This is a genomic window from Paenibacillus sp. 22594, from assembly GCF_052044425.1.
Lineage (GTDB): Bacteria > Bacillota > Bacilli > Paenibacillales > Paenibacillaceae > Paenibacillus_AQ.
This window is the reverse complement of record NZ_JBQENA010000010.1, coordinates 1-21,307: the sequence shown is the minus strand read 5'-3', so window position 1 is coordinate 21,307 and position 21,307 is coordinate 1. Positions and strand designations below refer to the sequence as shown.

Annotated in this window: 18 protein-coding genes and 1 riboswitch; of the genes, 1 reads left to right on the top strand and 17 read right to left on the bottom strand. The window is 53.5% G+C overall.

Translation table 11 applies throughout. The annotated features are described in order from the left end of the window. Nucleotides 1-159: 159 nt before the first annotated feature. Together purD and purH are read right to left on the bottom strand one after the other, a co-directional pair. Entirely contained in the window at nucleotides 160-1,425 is a 1,266-nt protein-coding gene (gene purD, locus ACTJKB_RS25230; protein ID WP_440837094.1) for a phosphoribosylamine--glycine ligase, read from the bottom strand. Between the two features lie 22 nt (nucleotides 1,426-1,447). Beyond that, on the bottom strand, nucleotides 1,448-2,995 hold the full coding sequence (gene purH / locus ACTJKB_RS25225) for a bifunctional phosphoribosylaminoimidazolecarboxamide formyltransferase/IMP cyclohydrolase (protein WP_440837093.1): 1,548 nt from the start codon (nucleotides 2,993-2,995) through the stop codon (nucleotides 1,448-1,450). A 68-nt stretch (nucleotides 2,996-3,063) separates the two neighbouring features. Here purH and ACTJKB_RS25220 point away from each other — a divergent pair, with 68 nt between their 5' ends. Next, nucleotides 3,064-3,363: a hypothetical protein gene (locus ACTJKB_RS25220; protein WP_440837092.1), complete on the top strand. Its 300-nt coding sequence runs from the start codon at nucleotides 3,064-3,066 to the stop codon at nucleotides 3,361-3,363. Here the strand turns inward: ACTJKB_RS25220 and purN are convergent. From purN to ACTJKB_RS25145, 15 genes are all read right to left on the bottom strand, one after another. After that, nucleotides 3,350-3,964: a phosphoribosylglycinamide formyltransferase gene (gene purN / locus ACTJKB_RS25215; protein WP_440837091.1), complete on the bottom strand. Its 615-nt coding sequence runs from the start codon at nucleotides 3,962-3,964 to the stop codon at nucleotides 3,350-3,352. The two genes, ACTJKB_RS25220 and purN, sit on opposite strands and share 14 nt — an antisense overlap. Next, nucleotides 3,964-5,004: a phosphoribosylformylglycinamidine cyclo-ligase gene (gene purM, locus ACTJKB_RS25210; protein ID WP_440837090.1), complete on the bottom strand. Its 1,041-nt coding sequence runs from the start codon at nucleotides 5,002-5,004 to the stop codon at nucleotides 3,964-3,966. The genes purN and purM overlap by 1 nt, the downstream gene beginning before the upstream one ends. 725 nt (nucleotides 5,005-5,729) lie before the next feature. After that, nucleotides 5,730-7,226 (bottom strand): amidophosphoribosyltransferase, encoded by a 1,497-nt coding sequence (gene purF / locus ACTJKB_RS25205; RefSeq protein WP_440837089.1) that lies wholly within the window; start codon nucleotides 7,224-7,226, stop codon nucleotides 5,730-5,732. Next, entirely contained in the window at nucleotides 7,211-9,457 is a 2,247-nt protein-coding gene (gene purL / locus ACTJKB_RS25200; protein WP_440837088.1) for a phosphoribosylformylglycinamidine synthase subunit PurL, read from the bottom strand. Before purL ends, purF begins: the two co-directional genes overlap by 16 nt. After that, entirely contained in the window at nucleotides 9,435-10,124 is a 690-nt protein-coding gene (gene purQ, locus ACTJKB_RS25195; RefSeq protein WP_074084245.1) for a phosphoribosylformylglycinamidine synthase subunit PurQ, read from the bottom strand. Before purQ ends, purL begins: the two co-directional genes overlap by 23 nt. A 5-nt stretch (nucleotides 10,125-10,129) precedes the next feature. Then, the gene (gene purS, locus ACTJKB_RS25190) at nucleotides 10,130-10,375 is read right to left on the bottom strand and encodes a phosphoribosylformylglycinamidine synthase subunit PurS (protein ID WP_019913657.1); all 246 of its coding nucleotides are present in this window, start codon (nucleotides 10,373-10,375) and stop codon (nucleotides 10,130-10,132) included. A gap of 63 nt (nucleotides 10,376-10,438) precedes the next feature. Next, the gene (locus tag ACTJKB_RS25185) at nucleotides 10,439-11,329 is read right to left on the bottom strand and encodes a phosphoribosylaminoimidazolesuccinocarboxamide synthase (RefSeq protein WP_440837087.1); all 891 of its coding nucleotides are present in this window, start codon (nucleotides 11,327-11,329) and stop codon (nucleotides 10,439-10,441) included. A gap of 402 nt (nucleotides 11,330-11,731) precedes the next feature. After that, the gene (purB, locus tag ACTJKB_RS25180; RefSeq protein WP_440837086.1) at nucleotides 11,732-13,027 is read right to left on the bottom strand and encodes an adenylosuccinate lyase; all 1,296 of its coding nucleotides are present in this window, start codon (nucleotides 13,025-13,027) and stop codon (nucleotides 11,732-11,734) included. A gap of 6 nt (nucleotides 13,028-13,033) precedes the next feature. Further along, complete coding sequence (gene purK, locus ACTJKB_RS25175) at nucleotides 13,034-14,281, bottom strand: 5-(carboxyamino)imidazole ribonucleotide synthase (protein WP_440837085.1); 1,248 nt, start codon at nucleotides 14,279-14,281, stop codon at nucleotides 13,034-13,036. Nucleotides 14,282-14,337: 56 nt separating this feature from the next. Beyond that, nucleotides 14,338-14,823, bottom strand: a complete 486-nt coding sequence (gene purE, locus ACTJKB_RS25170) for a 5-(carboxyamino)imidazole ribonucleotide mutase (protein WP_440837084.1) — start codon at nucleotides 14,821-14,823, stop codon at nucleotides 14,338-14,340. A 244-nt stretch (nucleotides 14,824-15,067) separates the two neighbouring features. Further along, nucleotides 15,068-15,169, bottom strand: a riboswitch (purine riboswitch). A 158-nt stretch (nucleotides 15,170-15,327) separates the two neighbouring features. Then, the gene (locus ACTJKB_RS25165) at nucleotides 15,328-15,762 is read right to left on the bottom strand and encodes a universal stress protein (protein ID WP_074112691.1); all 435 of its coding nucleotides are present in this window, start codon (nucleotides 15,760-15,762) and stop codon (nucleotides 15,328-15,330) included. A gap of 26 nt (nucleotides 15,763-15,788) precedes the next feature. Further along, nucleotides 15,789-16,052, bottom strand: coding sequence for a DUF1294 domain-containing protein (locus tag ACTJKB_RS25160; RefSeq protein ID WP_074102819.1), 264 nt, complete (start codon nucleotides 16,050-16,052; stop codon nucleotides 15,789-15,791). A gap of 80 nt (nucleotides 16,053-16,132) precedes the next feature. Beyond that, nucleotides 16,133-17,395 (bottom strand): MFS transporter, encoded by a 1,263-nt coding sequence (locus ACTJKB_RS25155; RefSeq protein WP_440837083.1) that lies wholly within the window; start codon nucleotides 17,393-17,395, stop codon nucleotides 16,133-16,135. Between the two features lie 483 nt (nucleotides 17,396-17,878). Beyond that, on the bottom strand, nucleotides 17,879-20,017 hold the full coding sequence (locus ACTJKB_RS25150; RefSeq protein WP_440837082.1) for a DNA topoisomerase III: 2,139 nt from the start codon (nucleotides 20,015-20,017) through the stop codon (nucleotides 17,879-17,881). Nucleotides 20,018-20,232: 215 nt separating this feature from the next. Next, nucleotides 20,233-20,973 (bottom strand): acyl-[acyl-carrier-protein] thioesterase, encoded by a 741-nt coding sequence (locus ACTJKB_RS25145; RefSeq protein WP_440837081.1) that lies wholly within the window; start codon nucleotides 20,971-20,973, stop codon nucleotides 20,233-20,235. Nucleotides 20,974-21,307 lie beyond the last annotated feature (334 nt).

Below are 21,307 nucleotides of genomic sequence, written 5' to 3'. Positions count from 1 at the left end.
GATTTAAAAAAGGCCTTTCCTGAAAGGAAAGACCCTTTATCTGTATATATCCGCACATTTTCCCCCGTACGAGTTGTATTATAGCACTTCTTCTATCACTTGTCAGTCCTTTTTTAGGACTAATAGCGTAAAAGGATTCTCTAATACAGTGCTTTGTCCTCAGACCAGTGCCTTCATGGCGATATCGGTGCGGCAGTGCATTCCGGGAAATGAAATCTTTGCCGCACTGGCATATGCTGCTGAACGCGCTTCGGCAATGCTGGCTCCCAGGCCAACGACACCCAGCACCCGTCCGCCATTGGTCACCCATGTCCCATCTTCCGTACGCGCAGTTCCGGCATGAAAAACCAGCTCATTGGAGCGGTCCTCAAGTCCTGAAATCGGCACTCCTTTTGGATAAGGGCCCGGGTATCCTTCAGAAGCCAAGACTACGCATACCGCAGCTTCCTCGCTCCATTCAATCTCGATATCCGCGAGTCTTCCCTCGGTTACCGCAAGGAAGATCTCCAGCAGATCACTCTTTAATCTTGGAAGCACGACCTGTGTCTCGGGATCGCCAAAGCGTGCATTAAATTCAATGGTCTTCGGTTTGCCATCCGGAGAGATCATCAGACCGGCGAACAAGACGCCGCTGAATGGTCGGCCTTCCGACACCATTGCCCGGGCAGTCGGCTTGATAATCGTTTCCACGGCTTCCTGAATGATGGCCTCGTCAATATGCGGCAGAGGTGAATAGGTACCCATTCCGCCTGTATTGGGACCTTTGTCGCCGTCAAATGCAGGCTTGTGGTCCTGTGCAGCAGCCATCGGACGCACGGTTTCTCCATCAACAAAGGCAAGAATCGACATTTCCTGCCCGGCCAGAAACTCCTCAATGACCACCTGTGCACCGGCTTCCCCAAACACCTTGGTCACCATGATATCCCGCAAGGCAAGCTCCGCTTCTTCTTGAGAATAAGCCACGGTTACGCCTTTTCCAGCCGCCAGCCCGTCCGCCTTAATGACAATCGGCAGGCCCTGGCTGCGTAAATAGGCGAGTGCAGCCTCATAATCGCTGAACTTCTCATAAGCTGCGGTAGGAATGCTGTATTTATGCAGGAGATCCTTCATAAAGGTCTTGCTGCCTTCAATTTCCGCCGCATTCTTGCGTGGGCCGAATACAGGAATATGTTTCGCTTCAAATGCATCGACTATACCTGCGGCAAGCGGATCATCCGGTCCGATTACGACATAGTCAATGTTCTTGTCCTTGGCGAAAGCGGTCAGCTTATCGAACTCGAACACGCCGATCGGTACACATTCCGCAAGCTGTGCAATCCCGGCGTTGCCGGGTGCACAGTAGATTTTACCGGCTTTGGGACTGCGGGACAGGCTCCAGATGATGGCATGCTCCCGGCCGCCCCCGCCCACTACTAAAATATCCATTGAAATGAGTCCTCCCAGCGTTCTAGTGTTTGAAATGGCGAACGCCGGTGAAGACCATGGCAATACCATATTCGTTAGCAACCTTGATGGATTCCTCGTCCTTGATGGAACCACCTGGTTGAATGACTGCGGTTATCCCTGCTTTTGCCGCCATTTCCAGCGTATCTCCCATCGGGAAAAAGGCATCGGATGCGAGTATGGAGCCCTTGGCTTTCTCCCCGGCTTGCTCAATGGCGATCTTTGCTGCACCGACACGGTTCATTTGGCCTGCGCCTACGCCGACTGTCATATCGTCTGCCGCCAGCACAATCGCGTTAGATTTCACATGCTTAACGACTTTCCAGCCGAACAGCAGCTGCTTCAATTCTTCCTCGGTTGGCTTGCGGGTAGTCACTACCTGCAGCTCCTCAGGATTGACGGAATGCACATCGCTCTCCTGAACGACCATACCGCCTTCAATAGAGGTCACCACAAAGCTCGATTTCCGCGCTGCAGCCGTGCTGAGATTGCCGAGTTTGAGCAGCCGGATGTTCTTTTTCTTCGTGAGAATTTCCAGCGCTTCGTCGGTAAAGCCCGGGGCCAGCACGATTTCCAGAAAAATATCCTTCAGCATATTGGCCGTATCGGCATCAATAATCCGGTTCGCGGCTACAATCCCGCCGAAGATGGAGGTTGGATCGGCATTATAGGCTTTTTGATAAGCCTCATATACGCTTGCCCCTACGCCTACACCGCAAGGATTCATGTGCTTAACTGCTACAACAGCCGGCTCTTCGAACTCCTTTACAATCTGCAGAGCCGCATTGGCATCATTGATATTATTGTAGGAGAGCTCTTTTCCGTGCAACTGCTCGGCAGCCGTGAGTGTATCCTTGGCAGCCAGAGGTTTGCGGTAGAAGGCAGCCTTCTGATGCGGATTCTCCCCGTAACGCAGATCCTGAATCTTCTCGTAGGTTACCGTATAGCGCTCCGGCAGCGGTTCACCGGTCACATTCGCCAGGTAATCGGAAATCAGGGCATCGTAAGCCGCCGTGTGGCGGAAGACTTTTGCCGCAAGACGTTTGCGGGTCTCCAGAGTCGTATCTCCGCCTGCGCGTACTTCCTCAAGCACAGTGGCATAATCGGCTGCATCCACTACCACACTGACAAAAGCATGGTTCTTCGCCGCCGAACGCAGCATCGTAGGTCCGCCGATATCGATGTTCTCGATTGCTTCCTCGTAGGACACATCCGGTTTGGCAATCGTCTCCGCGAACGGATAGAGATTTACCACGACCAGATCGATGTAGTCCAGACCCAGCTCCTGCATCTGACGCGTATGCTCCTGGTTGTCACGAACCGCCAGAAGGCCGCTGTGTACAGCCGGATGCAGTGTTTTAACACGTCCATCCATAATTTCCGGAAAGCCCGTCACATCGGAAATGCCGATGACCGGTACGCCTTCTTTGGCCAAAAGGGTGCTAGTGCCGCCTGTGGAGATGATTTCTACGCCCAATGCAGACAACTCGCGGCAAAAATCCACGATGCCCTGTTTGTCCGATACGCTGACCAGCGCTCTTTTGATACTCACTTTGAATAGTCCCCCTCCGGATGATGCTGAATTTAGTTTCAGGTGAATCGGTACTGAAGCACTGCTATGTGAAAATGAATTTATCAAAATTCAATGCCATGCAAATATCCGCATTTTCTGACTTCATCCTCAGCGCAATAAAGAACAAAATCCCCCTGCATCCGGGCAGCTACTCCCCGCTTGTGCAATATTTCCCGAGAAATATCAGAACAGGTCAGGCTTGTCTGAGCAAGTCGATTTATGCGCTCATGCCGGTTGATGATTACGATTTCTCAAAAAAGATGACTGTCTCTCAGGAACATTCCTACTCATTGCTCAGGCTGCCGCCTAGATGCTTCTTGAGCCGGTATGCCGCTATTTACGGATAATGGTCTGTCTGCCCTCCAGCGTAACCTTTCCCTCAGCCAATGCACGCACAACCTCTGGATACAGCTCATATTCGATCGTATGGATGCGTTCTGCCAGCGATTCCGGCGTATCGCCAGGATCGACGACCACACTGCGCTGGGCAATAACCGGACCGGTGTCCATCCCTCCATCGACAAAATGCACGGTGACTCCCGTCAGCTTGACGCCATAATCCAGCGCCTGGCCAATGGCGTCCTTACCGGCAAAGGCCGGCAAAAGCGAAGGATGAATGTTGATAATCCGTCCTGTATAAGGTTCAAGCAAAACCGGGGTAATCAACCGCATGTATCCGGCCAGAACAATCAGACCGATATCCCGGCGCTTCAGTTCAGCTACAATCTCGGCCTCATACAGCTCACGGCTTGCAAAATCCTTCGGCCGCAGCAGGAGGGCGGGAATGCCCGCCTCCTCTGCCCGCTTCGCCACAGGCGCTTCCGGCCTGTCGGACACGAGCAGCTCAATTCGGCCTCCGCCAAGCAATCCTGCCCGCTCCGCCTCTGCCAGTGCGGCAAAATTGCTGCCCTGCCCGGAAGCAAAAACAGCGATCCGGCTCCACTGCATCAGACTTCAGCTCCCGTAAAGGTAACGATACGTTCCCCTTCCGTTACTGTGCCTATCCGGTAAGCTTCTTCCCCGGCAGTCTTCAGCAGCTCCAGCGCACGCTCGCCATCAGCTTCAGCTACAACCATCACCAGACCTACACCCATATTAAAGGTGGTGAACATGTCGCGGTTGCTCACATTGCCCTTCTTCTGCATCAAATCGAAAATTGGCAATATTGGCCATGAGCCGTAGTTGATCTCTACATTCACACCATCCGGTAGTACGCGCGGAATGTTCTCAATGAACCCGCCTCCGGTAATATGCGCCATGCCCTTGACCGGGAGCTGCTCCAGCAGTGCCAGCAGCGGCTTCACATAGATCTTGGTAGGTGCCAGCAGCACATCTACCAGCGGAGCACCCAGTTCTGGAACCACAGCGCTCAGTTCATAGCCGTCTTCCTCCAGCAAAAGCTTGCGCACCAGCGAGAACCCGTTGCTGTGCACCCCACTGGAAGCCAGACCAATGACTGTATCTCCAGGTGCAATGTCCGCACCTGTTACCAGCTTCGCCTTGTCAGCCACACCCACCGTGAATCCGGCGATATCATATTCGCCTGCTGAATACATACCCGGCATCTCCGCAGTCTCGCCGCCGATCAGCGCACAGCCTGCCTGATGGCAGCCTTCAGCGATCCCGGCAACAATAGCCTCGATCTTCTCCGGCACCACCTTGTCACAGGCCAGGTAGTCGAGGAAGAACAACGGCTCTGCACCCTGTACTACAATATCATTCACACACATGGCTACGGCATCGATACCAATCGTGTCGTGGCGGTCGGCCGCGAAAGCAATTTTGAGCTTCGTGCCCACCCCATCGGTTCCCGATACGAGCACCGGCTCTTCATACTTGTCTTTATTGAGACCAAAGAGCGCTCCGAAGCCGCCCAGCTCCGTCATAACTTCCGGACGGTACGTGCGCTTCACATGCTTTTTCATGCGTTCAACCGCTTCATTACCAGCCGCAATATCCACTCCGGCATTTTTATAAGCTTCTGACACTTGGGACACCTCATTTGAATTAGTTTAGAACGCGCGTGGTCGGGGCGGCAGGGATTTGAAGCTGGGGTGGTTATTATCGTGATTACAAGGAATGTTTGGACTTCCGATTGCTGTTATGGTTGGATTTCTTTGATTTGAACCGCTCTTCGCGGTAGAAATCCACCCATAAAGGCAAGCGCTACGCTTCTCCAGTTCCAAACTTCCTCTCCATCCCTCCAACCACCGGGTTCAAACCCGGCCGCAAGCCGAACTTACGCGCCTTGCACAGGGCAGTCAGTCGGCGCTCTTGGCGAAGCCAAGCGCCTCCTTTAGCGAGAGCCCCCCGCTTTTGCGGAGCAAACAGACGGGGGCTTGAACCTTTGGTGTTAGCGCACGGGGCGAAGCCGTGCGATCCTAAAGCGAGAGCTTCCCCGCTTTTGCGGAGCAAACAGGACGGGGGCTCGGGCCTTCGGTGTTGGCGCACGGGGCGAAGCCGTGCGCCCCTTAGCCGAGAGCACCCCCGCTTTTGCGAAGCAAACAGGACGGGGGCTTGAGCTCTTAGGCCCGGCGAGGCAGCATGCCGCCAGGGCGCGGTGCGCCGTTAAGCGTGTCCGCAGGACAAAGCGGGCCCCCGCACCCACGCCCACTTAGAAAGTTAAAAGCAAACTCCTACCGCCAAACTTTCGGGTGGCCGGAGGGCAGCGCCCTTCGGAATCCCCCTTTGCAAGGGGGACTTAGGGGGATGTCTAACAGCTGCATCCGTCCTTCTCTTCCCCGCCGAAATCCACCTGTGTCGGGTAATCATTATCGAAGCAGGATAGGCACAAACCGCCTTTGTAATCCTCGCTGTTATACCCGCCGATGGACTGGATCAGGCCCTCCGGGGAGAGGAACGCCAGCGAATCGGCGTTGATCTCTTCACACATTTCAGCAATCGACTTGTATGAAGCGATCAGCTCGCGGCGGTCCGGTGTATCGATGCCGTAGAAGCAAGGATTCTTGAATGGCGGTGAAGTAATCCGCACATGGACTTCAGTTGCTCCGGCTTCGCGCAGCAGGTTGACGATCCGGCGCGAGGTAGTACCGCGCACGATGGAATCGTCGATCATGACTACACGCTGGCCTTCAACGACGCGGCGGACTGCGCTCAGCTTCATCTTTACGCCCTGCTCACGGAGTTCCTGGCTGGGCTGGATAAAGGTCCGGCCCGTGTATTTGTTCTTGATGAGGCCAAGCTCATAAGGAATACCCGTCTGTTCGGCATAGCCAATGGCCGCTGAGATACTGGAGTCCGGTACCCCCGTTACGATGTCTGCATCCACAAACGCTTCCAGGGCCATGCGGCTGCCCATCCGCTTACGGGCGGAGTGCAGGTTGGAGCCGTTCAGGTCGCTGTCGGGACGGGCGAAATAAATATATTCCATGGCACACAGTGCTTTGCGCTGCGGCTCGGCGAAACGGTCTTCCTTGAAGCCGTTCTGATCAAGCACCAGCAATTCGCCTGGCTCAATGTCACGGACGAACTGAGCACCGATGACTTCCAGTGCGCAGGATTCCGAAGCGAAGACATAAGCTTCCCCTACACGTCCCATTACTAGCGGGCGGAGGCCATGCGTATCGGAGGCTACGATCAGCTTGTCATTGGTCATCAGCAGGAAGGCGAAGCCTCCCACGAGCTGCTTAAGCGCATCTTTGGTAGCTTCGACAAAATCCTTCTGCGACCGCGCAATCAGATGCGCCAGGACTTCCGTGTCACTTGTGGTCTGGAAAATCGATCCGCCCTGCTCCAGCTGCTTACGGATCAGCGGCTCATTGACGATGTTCCCGTTGGTGGCGATCGCCAGATCCCCGTCACGGTATTTGAAGACCAGCGGCTGCGCATTAGTCAGCCGGCTGTCGCCACTGGTGGAATAGCGCACATGGCCAATGGACATATTGCCGATCAGCGAGGCGATTTTGTCCTTGTCGAACACTTCTTTGACCAGTCCCATCCCCCGGTGGTAGTTGAAATCGCGTCCATCTGCCACGCAGATGCCTGCGCTCTCTTCTCCCCGGTGCTGCAGAGCGTGCAGGCCGTAATACGACATGGAGGCGGCCTCCGGGTGTCCAAAGACCCCGAAAACGCCGCATTCTTCTTTTAGTGTGTCAAAAATATCTCCCGAGCCCGTTCCTTCGTTGTAAAAGTCGCCGGTCCACAGGATGGGGGTCTCCTGCTTGTTCCCGGTCTTTATTTCATAAGACATGGAATAGCATCCTCCCAAGTGGTTTTTATTGCTGCTACAGCCTCGTCCAGCGCGGATACGCCGTCCAGGGACACGCGCAGTCTATCGCCACCAACGGTTCCGATGATTTCTACCGGTACACCGTAAGCAGCTATTGCTGCTTTCAGCTCTTCCGCACGGTCAGGTGCCGATGTCAGCACAATGCGGGACTGGCTCTCGCTGAACAGCGCCACATCTGGGCGCAATCCGCCAGCGGACAGCTCCACATTCGCGCCGATCGAACCGCTGATGCAGCTCTCCGCCAGCGCTACAGCCAAACCGCCTTCCGAAAGGTCATGCGCCGAGCGGACCAGACCGCTGCGGATGGTGCCTAGCACAGCATCCAGCAGCTTCTGCTCTGTAGCCAGATCCAGTTCTGGCGGACGTCCTTCAGTCAAACCATGCACAGCATATTGGAACTCACTTCCGCCAAGCTCTGCTTTGGTTACACCCAGCAGCAGAATAGCATCGCCTTCTTGCTTGAAGGCTTGTGTAGTAATGTGATCGGTATCTTCAACCAGTCCCACCATACCAACAACCGGAGTCGGATAGATAGCACCGGCTTCATTTTCGTTGTACAAGCTGACATTTCCGCCAATAACCGGCGTATCCAGCACACGACAGGCTTCAGCCATACCGTCTACCGCCCGTTCCATCTGCCAGAAAATCTCCGGCTTCTCCGGGCTGCCAAAATTCAGGTTGTCCGTAATCGCCAGCGGCTTCGCCCCGGAACAAACGATGTTACGTGCGGCTTCGCTGACGGCAATCCGTCCGCCCACTTCTGGGTCCAGATAGACATAACGTCCGTTGCAGTCTGTAGTCATTGCCAGGCCTTTGCGTGTGCCGTGGATCGTAACCACTGCCGCATCCGAGCCTGGACGCACCGCAGTGCTGGTCCGTACCATATAATCGTACTGGTTGTATACCCATGCTTTGCTTGCCACTGTCGGCGAAGCCAGTATAGTGTGCAGTGCGCCGCCGAGATCAGTTACCTCGTCATAGCGCAGCGTGTCAACCGTGGCGTTTTCCTCATAGTACGCAGGAACTGCAGATGGTTTTTTATAGATCGGGCATTCATCCACAAGAGCCGTTACGGGCATATCGCCAACAACCTCGCCGTGATGGAACAGCTTCAGGCGGCCGTCATCCGTTACCTTGCCCACTTTGCGGCAAATGACGCCCCAGCGGTCAAAAATCTCCTGTGCCTGAGCCTCATCCTTAGGCTCTACCACAAACAGCATCCGCTCTTGTGACTCCGAGAGCATCATTTCGTAAGGCGTCATGCCGTCTTCACGCTGTGGCACCTGGTCCAGATAGAGTTCAAGACCATTACCCGCTTTACTTGCCATTTCAGCACTGGAACAGGTCAGTCCGGCTGCGCCCATATCCTGAATGCCAAGCACAATGCCGCTGTCGATCAGCTCCAGGCAGGATTCCATGACCAGCTTTTCCATAAACGGATCGCCGACCTGAACTGCAGTCTTCTTGGCTTCCGATTCTTCACTCAGCTCAACGGAGGCAAAGGTTGCCCCGTGAATCCCGTCACGTCCGGTAGGCGGACCAACGTAAAACACTGGATTGCCCACACCTTTAGCGACACCGCGCTGGATTTTATCATGATCAATGAGTCCGACACACATCGCATTGACCAGCGGATTGCCGTCATAGCTGTTGTCAAACATAATTTCGCCACCCACTGTAGGAATTCCGATACAGTTACCGTAGCCTGCGATACCGGATACCACATGCTCGAACAAATATTTTACCCGGTCGCTCTCAAGCTTCCCGAAACGCAGGGAGTTGAGCAGCGCTACCGGTCTTGCACCCATGGAGAAAATATCGCGGATGATTCCGCCCACCCCGGTCGCCGCGCCCTGATAAGGCTCGACCGCAGATGGATGGTTATGGCTTTCGATTTTGAATACAACCGCCTGGTTGTCACCGATGTCTACGATTCCCGCACCTTCACCAGGTCCCATCAGTACACGCGGTCCGCTTGTAGGGAAACGGCCCAGCAGCGGTTTGGAGTTCTTATAGGCGCAGTGCTCAGACCACATTACGCTGAATACACCGATTTCCGTATAGTTTGGCTTGCGGCCCATGAAAGAAGTGATGAGCTCATATTCGCTGTCCGACACACCGAATTGACTGTAGATTTTCTGCTCCGCGATTTGCTCTGCGGTCGGCTCCTTAACGGATACTTGCTGCGTCATAACGATCCCTCCATGTCTTGAGAATGGATGTGAACATCCGTTTGCCGTCTTCCGAACCCAGCAGGCTGTTCGCCGCGCGTTCCGGGTGAGGCATCATGCCAACTACATTGCCCTGCACATTGCAAATGCCCGCAATATGTTCCACAGAACCGTTAGGGTTATCGCTGTAAGTGAAGACGATCTGATTGTTAGCTTTTAGTCCGGCCAGAGTCTCTTCATCGCAGTAGTAGTTGCCTTCACCGTGCGCGATTGGAATGACGATCTCTTCATCCTTCGCATAATCAATAGTAAATGGGGTAGTGTTATTAACCACCTTAAGCACCGAATCATGACAGCGGAACTTCATCGACATGTTGCGGCGAAGTGCTCCCGGCAGTAAGCCTGCTTCGGTCAAAATTTGGAACCCGTTACAGATGCCCAGCACGTATTTGCCCTGTTCTACCGCTTTGGCCACTTCGGCCATGACCGGAGCAAACCGGGAAATCGCGCCGCAGCGCAGATAATCACCATAAGAGAAACCGCCTGGTACAATAATGCAGTCATAGTCCGACAGATCCGTCGCCGTATGCCACACGTAATCTACAGGCTCACCAAGGCTGTCTTCTACAGCTTTGTAGCAGTCAATGTCACAATTGGAGCCCGGAAAGACAAGTACAGCAAATTTCATGACTTTTAGTCCTCCAATTCGTAGCGGTAATCCTCGATCACCGTGTTGGCCAGCAGCTTTTCGCACATTTCTTTAAGGCGTCCTTCCGCTTCAGCGCGGTTGTCGGTATCCAGGGTCAGCTCCATATACTTGCCGATCCGCAAGCTCTCCACTTCCTGAAAACCTACGGAATGCAGCGCTCCTTGCACGGCTACACCTTGGGGATCGAGCACACTTTTCTTGATGGTGACATAGACTGTCGCTTTTAACATACGCTTGTAGTTCCTCCTAAAATTTAATGAGCTTGACTTGGCGTAACTATAACTACTTACAATCTATAAAGACTTGCCGGTGAGGCGGCGATAAATGTCCAGATAACGGCGTGTTGTTTCTTCCACAACTTCAATAGGCAGCGGGTCGGGTGTGCTGTTCTTATCCCAAGAGGATGCGGACAAGTAGGTCCGGACCGGTTCCTTATCCATGCTGTCGATCTCAATATCCAGTGCGTAGTTATCCTTGGCCCAGAAGCGTGAAGCATCCGGTGTAAAAATCTCGTCGATCAGGATCACTTTGCCATCCAGCAGACCGAACTCGAATTTGCAATCGGCCAGGATGATACCGCGCTCTTCACAGTATTCTCTGGCAAAAGCGAACAGCTTCAGGCTCTTCTCCTTCAACTCCAGTGCCAGCTCCGCACCAATCAGCTCCTGCATGTTCTCAAAGGGGATATCCTCATCATGACCGACATCATTTTTCGCAGCAGGGGTGAAAATCGGCTGGGCCAGTGCTGCATTTTTACGCAAGCCTGGGGGAAGCACGATTCCGTTGACTTTCCCAGTCTCCTGATATTGCCGCCAGCCTCCGCCGGTGATGCAGCCGCGCACGACGCATTCAATATCAATTCGTTCCGCCTTGCGGACGACCATGACACGGTTTTTGAGCGCCTCCCGGTCCTTCGCGATCTCTCCAAGCTGATCTACATCGATATGCACGACATGGTTCTCCATCAGCTCCTTGGTTAATCCGAACCAGAAGGCGCTGAGCCGGTTGAGCACATTGCCCTTCTCCGGCACCGCCGGATCAAGGACATAGTCGAATGCGGATATCCGGTCCGTGACGACGACCAGCATTTCTTCCCCCAGATCGTATAATTCGCGGACCTTACCTTTGTAGAGCAGCGGTGCATTTACCAGATCCACAGCCGTGGATACGGCAGGGTATGCCATGACCTTTCCTCCCTTGAACTAATGATCTTGCGTATATACTTGAGCTAAAAGAGCTGGGACGTTGCTTATTCTCCGCTTGGCTGGTGAATTTGAACTAATCTGTTGGTTAATAGGTTCCCTGCAAGAAATGTTTGGACTTCCGATCGCTGTTATGGTCATATTTCTCTGATTTAACCGCAAGCTGCGGTAGAAATCTGACCATAGCATATGCTTCCGAAGCGAGCTTTCCTACGGAAAGCTTTTAGGCGAACGCTAACGCTTCTCCAGTTCCAAAATTTCTCTCCGTTCCTTTTTAACCGCCTATCATTTCAATTCTGTCGCTAACGCTCCTGAACTACAACTGTCCCGCTTTCCCGCTCGTATTATTCTCGAGCTCCTCAGTTCACCACTAACTTACCTTTATTAAATAAGCTCCAGCTTGCGGAAGATGGTGTCCACATGCTTAAGGTGCCAAGAAGGATTAAAAGCATCCTCGATCTCTTCCGGGCTAAGCACGGCAGTGATCTCCGGTGTAGATTCAACGATATCGCGGAACTGGGTTTGCTCCTCCCAGGCCTGCATCGCACGCGGCTGCACGGTATCGTAAGCTTGCTCACGGCTGAAACCTTTGTCAATCAACTTGGTCAGAATACGGCCGGAGAACGGTACGCCGAAGGTCCGGTTCATGTTGCGCTTCATATTTTCCGGGAACACGGTCAGGTTCTTCACAATGTTGCCGAAGCGGTTCAGCATATAGTTCAGCAGCACGGTTGCATCCGGCAGGATAATCCGCTCCACGGAGGAGTGTGAGATATCGCGTTCATGCCACAGCGGCACGTTCTCGTAAGCAGTAACCATGTGGCCGCGAATGACGCGCGACAAGCCGGAGATGTTCTCACAGCCAATGGGATTGCGTTTGTGCGGCATTGCCGAGGAACCTTTTTGGCCTTTGGCAAAAGCTTCCTCCACCTCACGGATTTCGCTCTTTTGCAGTGCACGGATCTCGGTGGCGAACTTGTCCAGAGACGTGGCGACAAGCGCCAGGGTAGCCATATATTCGGCGTGACGGTCACGCTGCAGCGTTTGTGTAGAAATTGGCGCCGGGCTGGTGCCGAGCTTGCGGCAGACGAATTCTTCAACAGACGGATCAATGTTAGCGTAAGTGCCGACCGCGCCGGAGATTTTGCCGAACTGCACACCGTTCGCAGCATGGCGGAAACGTTCCAGGTTGCGCTTCATTTCCTCGTACCAGAGCGCCATTTTGAGGCCAAAGGTGGTGGGCTCTGCATGCACGCCATGGGTGCGTCCCATCATCGGAGTGTCTTTGTATGCCAGTGCCTTGTCTTTGAGTATTTCGATAAAGTTCATGATGTCCTTCTCCAGGATTTCGTTGGCCTGGCGCAGCAGGTAGCCGAGCGCCGTGTCGACAACGTCCGTGGAAGTGAGTCCGTAATGCACCCATTTGCGCTCCGCACCCAGGCTCTCGGATACCGCACGGGTAAAAGCAATTACATCATGGCGCGTTTCCAGCTCAATCTCATTAATGCGGTCGATGTCGAATTTGGCATCCTTCCGCAGCTTCGCGGCATCCTCATGCGGGATTACTCCTAGCTCGGCCCAAGCCTCACAGGCGCAAATCTCCACTTCCAGCCACGCGTTGAATTTATTTTCTTCGGTCCAAATGGCCCGCATCTCAGGTCTGCTGTAACGTTCGATCATATCTGGTCAGTTCCTCCAAAGGTTAGTTTGCTCTACCCAGGACAGCCCGTCGCCGGTATCCTTGCAGAGCAGGTTGATATGGCCCATTTTACGGCCGGTTTTGCTCTCGGTCTTGCCATATATATGAAGCTTGGGTGCTACACCAAGCCGGTTTGCTTCTTCATTCACCGTACTGACTGCCTGAACAGCCCCGTCCAGATGCTGGCCGAGCACGTTCACCATGACCACAGGGGTCAGCAGTGAGGTGTCACCAAGCGGCAGATTGCAGATGGCACGCACGTGCTGCTCGAACTGCGAGGTTACGCAGGCGTCCATTGTATAATGCCCGGAATTATGCGGACGCGGCGCCAGCTCATTTACGAACAGCTCGCCCTCATCGGTCACGAACATTTCCACGGCCAGCAATCCAACCGCATTCATCCCGGCAACAATCTGTTCGGCCAGCTCGCAGGCACGCCGCTGAATCTCCTCTGGCACCCTTGCAGGTACGATGGACAGGTGCAGGATGTTGTTCACGTGAATGTTCTCCGCAGGCGGGAAGCTCTTGACCTCGCCGGAGGCGCTGCGGGCGGCAACCACAGAAATTTCGCACTGAAAAGCGACAAATTTCTCCAGCACCAGCTCAGGTAGCGCCCCCCCGGCAGGCGTTCCGGGAGCTACCTGACGGAACGCGGCTTCCAGCTCTTCAGGGTGCCGGATGACGGCTTGTCCCTTGCCGTCATACCCCCCTGTGGCTGTCTTCAGCACACAGGGCAGGCCCAGCTCGGCAGCCGCGGCCGTAAGCTCCGCCAGGCTGCCGACCTTGCGGTACGGGGCAACGGATACGCCCGCGGCCTCGATGGCGGCTTTTTCGCGCAGCCGGTGCTGCGTCGTATACAGCAGCGCGCTGCCCTGCGGCACGTACGACTCTGCCGTCAGCAGCGCGGCCACGCCCGCGTCGACGTTCTCGAACTCGTACGTGATGACGTCCGCGCGCTGCGCCAGCTCACGCGCTGCGTCCCGGTCGTTATACGCCGCCGTAATCTGCGGCGTCACCTGCCCGCAGGGCGCATCCGGCGCGGGGTCCAGCGCCACGAAGCGATAGCCCATGGCGCTGCCGGCCAGCGCCATCATACGCCCGAGCTGCCCGCCGCCGAGCACGCCGATGGTTGCTCCTGGAAGCAACGTCCGGGGAGTGCCGGCACCTGTCACGCCTGCGTCTCCAGAAGCCGCAGCTGCCGGATCAGCAAGCCCCTTACCCTCTGCCTGTAGCATTTCCCGGCTCCCTTCCCTCGTCATGCCGGAGCCTTCTGCCTTCAGCTCCTCCGGCCTCATAGGCTCTCGCTGCTTTCCAGCACTTCGCGCTGAATGGCATCGCGCCGCTGCTGCGCCCGGCTCTGCACCTCAGGATCGAACGCGCCGATGATCTGCGCGGCAAGCAGCCCCGCATTGGTCGCCCCGGCACGGCCAATCGCTACCGTGGCTACCGGAATGCCACCCGGCATCTGCACGATAGAGAGCAGCGAATCCAGGCCGTTCAGCGCCTTGGACTGCACAGGGACACCGATCACAGGCAGCATCGTCTTCGCTGCCACCATACCAGGCAGATGCGCAGCTCCACCTGCCCCTGCGATAATCACGCGCAGCCCGCGGCCTGCCGCCTCTTCGGCGTAGCGGAACATCAGATCCGGTGTGCGGTGTGCCGAGATCACCTTTTTCTCATACGCTACGCCCAGCTCCTCAAGCACAAGACATGCTTGCTCCATCGTTTCCCAATCTGATTTGCTACCCATGATGACACCAACCTGCACAGACATGATTCAACCTACCTTCCGCTTCCCTATTTTAGAGACTCATGTTGCTATAAGTTTGTCCTGTTTCCATTCAGTTTTCCATAAATCCGAAAAAAAAAGCCCGGATTCCAGACGCATTTTGCTGCGGGTGGACCCAGACTACTGCAGGAATTAGGAGTGCCGCATCGGATATATGGCTGCAGCGGCATGTAACAGGGACAAGCGCACAGCTCGCCGCCCCGGGCACGGGGCGGCGCTGACGGCCGTTCTAGTCATCCTATTCCCTCGTAGTCCGGCAATTTACGGTTACCGGGTAGAAACTTCCGGGCCCTATCCCCGGTTTTATACGAGCTCTTCATAGGTTCATCTTAACAATGGCCTACACTTCATGTCAACTTAAACACGAACATTGTCATATAAAGGAGATGAAACGTTCGCTTTTGGGCACATTTGGATTTTCTTGCGGGCACGGGATTTAACTGCCTATAAGAAAAAGGGGAACGCATAGCGCTCCTCCTGGAAAATATATTATTTAACGACCAAAACTGGAATACGTGCGCTCTGAACGACATTGTGGCTGACACTGCCCAGAACGAATTCACGAATTCCGCCAAGCCCGCGGCTTCCGATCACGATTACATCCGCACCATGCTCCTTAGCGTAACTCAATATCACTTCAGCAGGAGAGCCTTGCAGCAGCTCAACCGTTGCGTTCAGTCCTTCCGCTTCCAGACGGCTCTTCACTTCTTCGGTGGTCTGTACCGCCAAATCATAATAATCCTTGTTCACTGAAGCCGGCAGAGGCGCGAGAGCTTCCCCGATAAAAAACCGCGGGAATTCGAAAGCGTGTACGACATAAAGGGATGAGCCCGGAGTTACCTTAGCCAGTTCGATTGCGCGCTCCAGCGCCTGATTGGAAGCCTTGGAACCGTCATAGGCCAGCAAAATTTTCGAGAATAACATGTACGCCACCTCTTCTTCTGTTTTGTCTATCCCAAAAAGTAACCATAGAGCAAGATATTCAGCAGCAGCAAGAGCGGAATTCCAATCCTGAAGGAAGTATGCCTGGTCTTGTGACGTTTGCGGTACATGGCGATAAGAACACCTAGCGCTCCGCCCATGAATGCCAGCAAAAACAAAGTTTTTTCCGGCACCCGGTCCCGTCTTTTACGGGCCCTGTTCTTGTCCTCGGACATGACCACATACCCGATAATATTAATCAGTGCGAACCACAGCAGTACAACCTGGACCATGCTTTCCAGCCCCTCCTCCACACAGCCTATCTACTGTATATTATATTACCCTTTTGGACAAAAAACCAATAACCCTTACATCAGCTGCCAAGTTTCTGCTCTGATCTCCGGACTTGGCCACCGGCTCTGCCCGCATCCCTGATCCATACCCAGGAGAGCAATGCAGCAAGTGCTGCCGCGATCCCTCCCAGCCAGAAGCCACCCTTTAATCCATAAGCCGAACTCATCCATCCCGCCACAAAAGGTCCACCCGACATACCGATAGCATACACTGCCTGATAGAACCCCATTGCCGTCGCCCGTTTGAACGGAGCCACCCCGGAGACTGATTTGCCCAGCAGCAAAGGAAAGATCAGCCCCTGCATAAAACCATTCCCCACCTGGGTCGCGCACAGAGCGATGAGTGTTGGCATTGACGGAATTAGCAGAGTGAATAGTGCACTTCCGGCAAAACCAAGCAGCAGCGTTCCCCGGTCTCCGAGCAGCCTACCAAACCAGCGGGAACCATATAACGTCGCTGCCGCGTGAGGCAGCATGAAGGCCAGCGTAAGCCAACCGAGGCTTTCCTTGCTCGCTCCAATGGCAAGCGCCTGATTCGGGGTATAACCGAACATCGTAATGAAGAGCACACAATGCGCCAGCACCGATAAAAGCGACACTTTGACCAGCAGCGGTTCCTTGATCACTTCAGCAAGGTCCTTGATCTTTATCGTATTTTCGCGTTTGTCCTGCTGTTGTTCCGGCAAGCGGAGCGCTAATAACAGTGCAGCCGCCGCAACCACTCCGCCAATGATAAACGGGGCATTCCAACCCCAATGCTCTGTTATGTATCCACTGATCATCATGCTTGCAAGTTGTGCAATCACTGTGGTGAACTGCAGCATACCCATGGCTCTCCCAGCTTGCTCCTTCGGAAAATATCCGGCAAACATCACCGAATAGACAACCCAAGCCGAGGCTGCAATTCCGGAAACCGCCCGTGCGGCTAGAGCCCAGCCAGGACTTGCACCCGCGAGGAACAGCAGACAGCTGGAGCCGCTTGCGATCAGTCCCAGATAGATAAACGGCCTACGCCGGTTCAGAACATCCGAGCCTATGCCAATTGGCAGCCGGAACAGAATCTGCATCAGCCCATATATCCCAAGGACCGTTCCTACCATTACATAAGAGGCCCCCAAATGCTCCACATACGGTGAGAGCACCGGAACATAGATATAAGATGAGAACCAGAACATAAATACAATTATCAAAAAGAAAAAACGGCTCCCGCCCCAGCCTGCCTGAATTCCCGCCGTTTGTTTTGCATCCATTCGCCCCTGATCCGCTACCACACGATCACCCACTCATTTCTATTTTCCCGAAAACGATATCTTTTTCACTTCAACTTTAAGTAAAACATATCTGGTTTGTATTGGACAGTCCAGAATAATTATCTGCTTAGCGAGCAGCACAGAAAGTGGATGTCAAGAAACATAACACAATTATATCTACCGGTAAATTTATACCACACTGAATTTGGGGAAATCATAAATTAAATCATAGGCTTATTCTTATTTAAGCCTGCTTGATCCCAGATTGAAATAGGCAATACCTGCCATCGCCGCTTTAGGTACCCGGAAATGCCACTTCGTACCTTATAGAGATGCCCTCACCCTTCAGCTTAGTCCCCGTTCGTCGTACTTCCGCGATAGCCTGTTCCGTTAACTCCAAAAAAAGAAGACTGCCATACCTCCGGCAATCTTCTTTGCATTAATGATATATCCCTAAACCAGCTCACGCTCTACTCACATCAGTCTGGTCCTGTAATTCCTTATTTCCTTAATTGCTTATTTGCCCTTCTCCTTGGCTTCCATCGCTGCTTTGAGCAGATCCCCCAAATTAGATCCCACACTTTCCGGTTTGCTGTATTGCTGCACAAGCTTCTGCTGCTCGCGCTTGTTGATATGCTTATGATCCTTGTCCATGGTCTCCGTTATTCCGCATCCGAGACACTGGACATAGAGCCCGGCTTTGCCCTCTTTAAGCTCCATCTTCTTGTGGCATTGCGGGCAGCGGCGGTTAGACAGCTGCTTCTCTCCAGCACGAGTATATCCGCAGTCATCTGCCGGGCAGACCAGCAGCTTGCCGCGCTTGGTTTTCTTCTCCAGCATTCTTGTTCCACAGTTCGGACAGTGGCTGCTCGAGACGTTATGCGGCTTGTATTCCGCACCACTGTTCTTCACGCCAGACACCAGCTCCTGCGCCATACTGCGTATCCCTTGCAGAAAAGGCTCCGGCCGTCCCTGTCCGCGGGCGATCTTTTCCAGTTCCGCCTCCCAGCGCGCTGTCAGCTCCGGTGTACGCAGTTGTCCTGCCACCAGCCCGATCAGCTGTTTGCCCTTACCTGTCGGATGCAGAAGATTCCCCTGGCGTTCAATCGTATCGGAGCTGACCAGTTTCTCGATGATATCAGCGCGTGTAGCTGGTGTTCCCAGCCCATGCTTCTCCATCTGTGTCAGTAACGATGCTTCATTGTAGCGCTTCGGCGGCTGCGTCCGGCCTGGCCGGATCATACAGCGCTGAACGGTAACGGCTTCGCCCTCCCGCATCTCCGGTAACTTTACACTGCTCGGAGCTGGTTCATCTGCGGCACTCTCTTCTTCGTCATCGCTGCTCATATCTCCACCGTAAACTTCGCGCCAGCCAGGATCTTTTACCGTTGTTCCTTTGACATAGAAGCTCTCGCCTTCCACACTTACGGTTACAGCTACTACATCATATCGCGCCGCTGGATAGAACAGGCTGATGAAGCGCCGCACAATGAGATCATAGAGTTTGCGCTCCTCAGCACTTAGCTGATTTAAAAGTACAGTCTGCTCCGTAGGAATGATCGCATGGTGATCGCTCACCTTGCTGTCGTCTACAATCCGCTTAGTAATCGGCAGCGGCTTGCGTAGCAATGGTCTTGCCAATGACGCATAAGGCCCAACAGCAACGCTATCCAGCCTTTCTTTGAGCGTACCGGTCATATCGGAAGTCAGATAGCGGCTGTCCGTACGCGGATAGGTCACCAGCTTGTGCTGCTCATATAACTTCTGGAGTACGCTGGAGGTTTGCTTGGCCGAGAAGCCAAACTTACGGTTCGCATCGCGCTGCAGCTCTGTAAGATCATAGGCCAGGGGATGTGGTTCACTTTTCTCACTTTTTTGCACCTTGGTAATTCGTCCGCTACGTCCGGTGAGCTTCTCTTTCAGCACCGTCGATTTATCCCGGTCAAAAATACGCCCATCCCCGCCCTGGGCCCGCCAGCCTGCCTGGAAGCTACCAAAATCGGCCGTCAACTGGTCATACTCCTGAGAACGAAAGCCGGTAATTTCATATTCCCGGTCCATAATCATTCCTAGCGTCGGTGTCTGTACCCGCCCGGCAGATAGTGGTGCGCCGAACTTGCAGGTCAGCGCCCGGGTCACGTTAAGACCGATCATCCAATCCGCCTCAGCTCGGCAACGGGCCGATTCATATAGACGGTCGAAATCCCGGCCCGGACGGAGCGACGCAAACCCTTCCTTAATCGCCTTATCCGTCTGCGAAGAGATCCAGAGCCGCCGGAACGGCTTCTTCCAGCCAGCCATATTCATGATCCAGCGCGCCAGCAGTTCGCCTTCACGCGCAGCATCCGTAGCCACAATCAGTTCCTCAATGTCCTGCCGTTTCATCAGCTGCTGCACAGCCTTATACTGCTGGTTCGTTTCCCGCAGCACCTTCAGCTTTGCCTTTTCCGGCAGAATCGGCAAATCCTCCAATGCCCAGCTGGCATATTTATTGTTATAGTCCTCCGGCTCCGCGAGGCCCACCAAGTGCCCCAAAGCCCAGGTAACTACATATTTAGGTCCTTCAATATAGCTCTTCTGTTTGTTCCCACAGCCCATCACCCGCGCAATTTCACGTGCAACTGACGGCTTCTCAGCAAGTACCAATACCTTCATCGCTCTCTCCCTTCCCTGACAACACCCTATTATACCATGATCCCAAAGTCCAAAAATTTCGTCAGGCTGAATGGGCAGCCCTTATTATCGAATAAGTTCTATCCTTTAACTGAAAGGAGCAGTCTAGACCTCAAATGTATATATTTATACCACCGACTGAGCTGCTATTATGTAATAAGGACTATGTTTGCAATCGGCACGGTCTTCCCGCTTCTTCAGAATCCCAGGCAAGCTGTAAAAAACAATTTATCTCCTGCTGTACCCTGCATATATATTCCTTCATTCGTTAAGGCGGAACGCTGTATCTCAAGCTCATCGCCTAACCTAGCTTCCTGTACATAAGTTATCCGGAAACGCTTCAACTCCTTGGTTCCCCATTCCTCCAAAGAAAGAGCATCACAGCAGATCTCGCCATACCTCGCATTATTCAAATGTAGATTATTATCCAGGCCACTGAACCTTACCTTGTAGGGATATGCTGCTTGAAGAATTATATCATCTGGAATTGTTGCCTTATCCGGCATAACGCCTACTGAATCACCACTATAGTGGTTTACAGGCACCGGTATAGCAGTTGGCCGCAAAATCTTCCGCTTTTCAATATCCACTAAAGCCCATACAGAACGTACTACAGCGACCTCTATATCATTTTTGTCATAAAGCCGATAATCCCGCTGCCACAATGCTCCTTTGGTTCCTTTACTCCATGTGTGCACTGTTAGCTGATCATTTAGCCGTGGCATACGGCGGATCTCAAGGTCCAAGGTAATCAGCATCCAACCCATTCCATTATCCAGCATTTTTTCCAGACTCAAGCCCAATGCGTTAACAGCTGCGTCAGCTGTACGCTGCAATATTTCCAAAATGAAAGAGAGCTTTGCCTGCGAACGGCAATCCGTATCGCTTGCCTGGACCTCAAATTGCTCTGTCCACAGAAGATTATTTGATTTATCCACTACGCTATCTCCTTTGCAACGCAAAAACGTTAGATTTAGTATCAAAAGGAACCTTTGTATCCACAATCATTCTACACTATCCACACAAACTGGGGAGTACTTTGACTACAATGTTTTAATATATCCCTTATCCACATGTGGATAAGTTTCCCCACTGTTCTTCATAGCACTTATAAATACCACAGATCTTTATTCCTTAACAAATCTCTTACTTAATAAAACAACAAAAAAGCCATTGTCGATTGCTCAACAATGGCTTCATGTGCTTGGCGGCGTCCTACTCTCCCAGGACCCTTCGGTCCAAGTACCATCGGCGCTGGAGGGCTTAACGGTC